Origin of the sequence: Planktotalea sp. (assembly GCF_039984035.1) — a bacterium.
GTDB lineage: Bacteria > Pseudomonadota > Alphaproteobacteria > Rhodobacterales > Rhodobacteraceae > Planktotalea.
Genome location: NZ_JBDWVM010000052.1, coordinates 1 through 5,845, shown reverse-complemented (window position 1 = coordinate 5,845; position 5,845 = coordinate 1). Strand labels below are relative to the sequence as shown.

Below are 5,845 nucleotides of genomic sequence, written 5' to 3'. Positions count from 1 at the left end.
CCAGCGGCAAGCGGATGTTACCGCCAATCGTGCGCCACGGGTAAAGACCAGCCGCCTGAAACACATAGCCATAGGCGCGCGCGCGGCGGGCCTCCTCTGGGCTGACACCATTGACCGTGACACTGCCAGCGGTGGGCGTTTCCAGATCGGCCATGACGCGCAAAAACGTCGTTTTGCCACAGCCGGATGGTCCGATGAAACTGACGAAATCGCCCTTTTCGATGTCCAACGACACATCCTTGAGCGCATGCACTGGCCCGTCGTTGGTCTGGAATGTCAGGCTAAGATCCTTAGCGCTGATGATAGTATTATTGCTCAAGGTATTGGCCCTGTTTTAGATTCCAGCCGGAATATTCATAGGATCGCGTTGGATCATTTTAGGCGAGTTCAACTCTTTCCATTTGGACAGCGCAACGTTTGGCGCAGCAAAGGCAGGACGCGGCACGAAACGGCCACGGCCCGGATTGGGCTGACTGTTCTGACCCCATGCCCAGATCACGTCACCGCGGCTGAGGGTGTAGCGCGCTTGGGCCTTCACGTCGAAGCCTTCGAACACGTTGTAATCAAGGATCGAGTGATGGTTCGTGGGGCTGATGGTTTTGCTGATCTTCGGATCCCAAACAACGATATCCGCATCTGCGCCTTCCACGATTGCGCCCTTCTTGGGGTAGATGTTGAGGATTTTCGCCACGTTGGTGGAGGTCGCCGCGACGAATTCATTCGGTGTAAGGCGGCCAGTTTCAACGCCCTCGGTCCAGAGCACGGCAAGGCGTTCCTCAAGGCCGTTCGAGCCATTCGGGATGATGCGGAAATCATCGCGGCCTGCGCGTTTTTGCTCAGTCGTGAAGGCCGCATGATCGGTTGCTACCACTTGCAGTGATCCCGCTTGCAGACCTGCCCAGAGACTGTCCTGATGTTCCTTGTTGCGGAAAGGCGGCGACATCACACGGCGCGCGGCGTGGTCCCAATCTTTGTTGAAATATTCGCTCTCATCCAGCGTCAGGAATTGAATTAGTGGCTCACCATAAACGCGCATGCCTTTTTGGCGGGCGCGGCGGATGGCTTCGTGGGCTTGCTCACACGACACATGCACGATGTAGAGCGGTGTGCCTGCGCAATCGGCGATGGTGATCGCGCGGTTGGCAGCTTCGCCCTCAAACTCGGGCGGACGCGAATAGGCGTGACCTTCGGGGCCTGTGATGCCCTCGTCGAAATATTTCTGCTGCATTTCCGCGACGAGATCGCCGTTTTCGGCATGCACCATTGGCAATGCACCGAGCTCGCGGCAGCGTTTGAAAGAGGCGAACATTTCATCGTCCTCAATCATAAGCGCGCCCTTGTAGGCCATGAAGTGTTTGAAGGAGTTCACGCCCATATCAACGGCATCTTTCATACCGTTGAAGACGTTTTCGTCCCAGCCCGTGATCGCCATGTGATAGCCCACGTCAGAGCAAATCTGCGGTGCGCTTTTGCGGTGCCATTCATTGATCGCGTTCTTGAGATCGCCGTCTTCACCCGGAAGGCAGAAATCAACGATCATCGTGGTGCCGCCCGTCGCGGCGGCCCATGTGCCGGTCTCAAAGGTTTCGGCGGCGGTGGTGCCCATGAATGGCATCTCAAGATGTGTGTGCGGATCGATACCACCCGGGATGACATAGGCGCCTTCCGCGTCGATATATTCGTCGCCTTTAAGGTCTTCGCCGATTTGTTTAATCACTTCGCCTTCGATCAAAACATCTGCTTTGTAGGTGCGATCCGCCGTGCAGACCATGCCGCCTTTGATGACTTTCGTGCTCATGGAATTTCCTTTCAGATCACTTCATTTGGTCGGGCAAACAGAGTTGCCCTCAATATCAGTTACAGGCGTCATCCCTTGATTGTAGATGACGTAGTCGTTGTCCTCGCAACCGTCGCGCGCCCAGATTTGATCGCCGCGTAAGTCATGGGAGGAATGGTACTCAATACTTTGCAACAGCGATACCGGAGCTGGAGTAAATCCATCTTCCGCTTTAATACAACGGGCAGGCGCAATGCCTTCGGCCAGTGCAGAGATCGTCCCTAACCGATGCATATTGGAAGACCTTTAGCACCGCCGGAAGATTGGGTCATTTTGTAAGCCTTGCCCTCATAGAGGTAATAAAAACAGCCGTCTTTCACGAGAACATCAGAGGCTGGTACATCAGCAGGTAGGTTTTGTTCGACCAAGGCTGGCAATGCGCCGCTCCAACGATGGAATTCCTGCGCTGCGACTGTGGTTGCGATAAGCGTTAGACCCAATGTCAGAGCTACGGTTTTCATTCAACAATCTCCGCAGTTTCGAGCACAGCATGCATCAAAACGTCTGCACCTGCGGTTGCCCATTCTTTGGATATTTCTTCGGCCTCATTATGGGACAGCCCATCAACGCAAGGGCACATCACCATCGCGGTTGGCGCGCATTTGTTGATCCAACAGGCATCGTGCCCTGCACCCGAAATCAGGTTCATGTGGGAGTAGCCAAGGCGTTCGGCAGCTGATCGTACAGCGCTGACGCAGGTCTCATCAAAGGTCACGGGGTCAAAGCCACCGACCTTTTCAAATTCAATGCTCAGGCCCATGTCGTCACAAATCTTCTGCGCTTCCACGCGCAGGCGCGCTTCCATATCTTCGATCACCGCTAAATCAGGCGAACGGAAATCAATGGTGAAGACCACCTTGCCCGGGATCACGTTGCGTGAGTTGGGATAAACGTCGATGTGCCCAGCCGCGCCGACAGCGTGGGGTTTGTGGGACCATGCGATTTCATCCACCTTGTCCAAGATGCGCGCCATGCCGAGGCCTGCGTTTTTGCGCATGGGCATGGGGGTTGAACCTGTGTGGCTATCTTTGCCAGTCACTGTGACTTGCGTCCAGCTCAAGCCCTGACCGTGGGTGACAACGCCGATGTCTTTCTTTTCGGCCTCAAGGATTGGCCCTTGTTCGATGTGTAGTTCAAAAAAGGCGTGCATTTTGTCTTTGCGCGCGCCGACGGGTTCGTCGCCCTTCCAACCAATGCGCTCGAGTTCAGAGCCGAAGGATTTTCCTTCGGCATCGGTCCGAGCATAGGCCCAATCTTCAGTATGAACGCCGGCGAATACGCCAGATGCGAGCATTGCAGGCGCGTAGCGTGTGCCTTCCTCGTTGGTCCAGTTGGTCACAACGATCGGATGTTTGGTTTTGATGCCGAGGTCTTTCATCGTGCGCAGCACTTCTAGGCCACCCAACACGCCGAGAACGCCATCATATTTGCCACCCGTAGGTTGGGTATCGAGGTGCGAACCGACGTAGACCGGTAGCGCATCAGGATCGGTGCCCGGCAGCTCGGCAAACATATTGCCCATGCTATCAAGGCCCATAGAGCAGCCCACATCCTCGCACCACTTTTGAAAGAGAGCGCGCCCTTCGGCGTCTTCGTCTGTCAGCGTTTGACGGTTGTTGCCACCCGCAATACCAGGGCCGATCTTGGCCATCTCCATCAGGCTATCCCAGAGCCGATCCCCATTGATTTTCAGGTTCTCTCCTGGTGCAGCCATTTTATGTCCCTTTCGCTGGCGGTTTGCTGGCGTGATGGTGCCCTTCGTGCGGACCGCTTTTTTACCATTTGGTAAAGACACGATTGCAATGCATGTCAGCTCTGTCAAGGATTGACTTGCAAGACATTGCCGCGCATTTCAGCTACGCAGAGAAAACGCCCAATTCCTAAGCAACCCGAGAACGGACCCATATCTCGTGACTGACAACGATCCTGCCCCGAAGAAAGCCCCAAGCCGCATTCAGCAGCGCAATCGCACGCGAATCCTAGATGCCGCGCTAAATGTGTTTTCCACGCATGGGTATCGCGGGGCGACTTTGGATCAGATCGCGCGCGAGGCGGGATTGAGCAAACCCAATATTCTCTATTATTTCAGTGGCAAAGAAGAGATTCACGTCACACTGTTGAACCGTATGATGGAGACCTGGCTTGATCCGTTGAAGGACATGGACCCTGAGGGTGATCCGATTGAGGAAATCCTCAGTTACGTCAATCACAAGCTAGATATGGCAATTGAGCTGCCCCGCGAAGGGCGGTTGTTTACCAATGAGATTTTGCAAGGTGCACCGCGGATGGAACCCTATCTGATTGCGGACCTGAAGCCGTTGTTTGATGATCGGGCTGCCGTTATTTTACGCTGGATGGAGGATGGCAAGATTGCGAAATCCGATCCTGCCCATTTAATTTGCTCGATTTGGGCGACGACGCAGCACTACGCAGATATGGCCGCGCAAACGGTTGTTTTGATGCCGGAACAACAAAAGCGCGAGGACGGTGCGCGCGAATTTCTCAATCAGCTTTTCTCTAAGTTACTAACGCCTTGAGCCTGTTTCAGCAGGTCTAAGTAGAAGGGACCAAGCGCCTCGACGATCCGTTTGACGCCTACCGCGTTGGGGTGAATCCCATCGCCCTGCATCCATTTCTGGACATGCGCAGGATCAGGATCGCTGTCATCTGTTTGAAAGCCAAGGAAGAAGCTGGGCGCAAGAAGCGCTTCGTACTCTGCACTGAGGTCAGGATAAATCGCGTCGAATTGCGCTTTGTACTCAGCGCCATAGTTGCCCGGTGCGCTCATCCCGATCAGCAATACGGGCAAGCTTTTAGTTTTGGCTGTCTGCACGATTGCAGTCATGTTTTGGCGTGCTTGATCGGGGGCGAGACCCCGCAGAAGGTCATTACCGCCAAGCGCTACGGCGATGCCTTGCACATCATCAGTCAAGGTCCAAGCAATGCGCGCGGCGCCGCCTGCTGTTGTGTCACCTGAGACGCCCGCATTGATCAGACGCACGTCTGCGCCCTGCTCTGTTAACCAAGCCTGCATTTGCGGCACAAACCCGTCCTCGGGGAGCAATCCATAGCCCTGCGTGAGGCTGTCGCCAAAGGCTACGAGCGTCACTGTTTCGGCGCGCAATGGCATGGCGAGTGAAAATATCGTTACAATTGGCGCAATTACCTTGCTGATCCGCGCCAAGGCCCCATATGCAAACCGTATATTCCCCATTTTGGACGCGCCCCTATGCCGATACCTGTTCTCTCCCTTAAAGATGTGCAGCTTTCACTGGATGGCAATGCCGGCCGCGTAGATATTTTGCATGGGATCGATTTGGACGTCGAAAACGGACGTTCGATTGCTCTTGTTGGGCCTTCTGGATCGGGCAAGTCGTCGCTCTTGATGCTCATGGGCGGGTTGGAGCGCGCGAGCGGTGGGCGCGTGGAGGTTTTGGGCCAAGATTTGACCAGCATGAATGAAGATGCGCTGGCACGCTTTCGCCGCAAGTCCATGGGCGTTGTGTTTCAGTCGTTTCATTTGATCCCGACGATGACGGCCTTGGAAAATGTTGCAACGCCATTGGAATTGTCAGGGGATCGCGATGCGTTTGAAAAAGCGCGCGCAGAACTTGAGACCGTGGGCTTGAGCCATCGCAGCGGCCACTATCCCAGCCAAATGTCAGGCGGTGAGCAACAACGCGTTGCACTGGCGCGCGCCTTGGTGGTGCGCCCTGAAATTTTGCTCGCGGATGAACCGACGGGCAATCTGGATGAGAGCAACGGGACTGCGGTGATGGATTTGCTGTTTGAACTGCAGGCGCGCGATGGATCGACGCTGGTGTTGGTGACCCATTCCAACACGCTTGCCACGCGCTGTGATGATGTCGTGCGATTGCGCGATGGGCGTATCGAAAGTGCGCCGCAATGAGCTTGCGCCAAGCGAGCACATTCGCGCGGCGGGAATTGCGCGGGGGGCTGAAAGGCTTTCGCATTTTCCTTGCATGCCTTGCGCTTGGCGTGGCCGCG

General features: G+C 55.3%; 8 protein-coding genes. 2 read left to right on the top strand and 6 right to left on the bottom strand.

Features of this window, described 5'->3' with window-relative positions:
- From ABJQ89_RS02335 to ABJQ89_RS02315, 5 genes are all read right to left on the bottom strand, one after another.
- On the bottom strand, window positions 1-319 hold a 319-nt coding region (locus ABJQ89_RS02335; protein WP_348494664.1), incomplete at its 3' end, for an ATP-binding cassette domain-containing protein.
- 15 nt (window positions 320-334) lie between these two features.
- Window positions 335-1,798 (bottom strand): dihydropyrimidinase, encoded by a 1,464-nt coding sequence (gene hydA / locus ABJQ89_RS02330; RefSeq protein ID WP_348494663.1) that lies wholly within the window; start codon window positions 1,796-1,798, stop codon window positions 335-337.
- A gap of 21 nt (window positions 1,799-1,819) precedes the next feature.
- Window positions 1,820-2,071: a hypothetical protein gene (locus ABJQ89_RS02325; protein WP_348494662.1), complete on the bottom strand. Its 252-nt coding sequence runs from the start codon at window positions 2,069-2,071 to the stop codon at window positions 1,820-1,822.
- Window positions 2,059-2,298, bottom strand: coding sequence for a hypothetical protein (locus ABJQ89_RS02320; protein WP_348494661.1), 240 nt, complete (start codon window positions 2,296-2,298; stop codon window positions 2,059-2,061). Before ABJQ89_RS02320 ends, ABJQ89_RS02325 begins: the two co-directional genes overlap by 13 nt.
- Window positions 2,295-3,551: a Zn-dependent hydrolase gene (locus ABJQ89_RS02315; RefSeq protein ID WP_348494660.1), complete on the bottom strand. Its 1,257-nt coding sequence runs from the start codon at window positions 3,549-3,551 to the stop codon at window positions 2,295-2,297. The genes ABJQ89_RS02320 and ABJQ89_RS02315 overlap by 4 nt, the downstream gene beginning before the upstream one ends.
- 196 nt (window positions 3,552-3,747) lie before the next feature.
- Between ABJQ89_RS02315 and ABJQ89_RS02310 the strand changes: the two genes are divergently transcribed.
- Window positions 3,748-4,374: a TetR family transcriptional regulator C-terminal domain-containing protein gene (locus ABJQ89_RS02310; RefSeq protein ID WP_348494659.1), complete on the top strand. Its 627-nt coding sequence runs from the start codon at window positions 3,748-3,750 to the stop codon at window positions 4,372-4,374.
- Here the strand turns inward: ABJQ89_RS02310 and ABJQ89_RS02305 are convergent.
- Complete coding sequence (locus ABJQ89_RS02305) at window positions 4,344-5,051, bottom strand: arylesterase (protein WP_348494658.1); 708 nt, start codon at window positions 5,049-5,051, stop codon at window positions 4,344-4,346. The two genes, ABJQ89_RS02310 and ABJQ89_RS02305, sit on opposite strands and share 31 nt — an antisense overlap.
- A 15-nt stretch (window positions 5,052-5,066) precedes the next feature.
- Here ABJQ89_RS02305 and ABJQ89_RS02300 point away from each other — a divergent pair, with 15 nt between their 5' ends.
- Window positions 5,067-5,747 carry an ABC transporter ATP-binding protein gene (locus ABJQ89_RS02300; protein WP_348494657.1) on the top strand — a complete coding sequence of 227 codons (681 nt, stop codon included), beginning with the start codon at window positions 5,067-5,069 and terminating at the stop codon, window positions 5,745-5,747.
- Window positions 5,748-5,845: the final 98 nt, after the last annotated feature.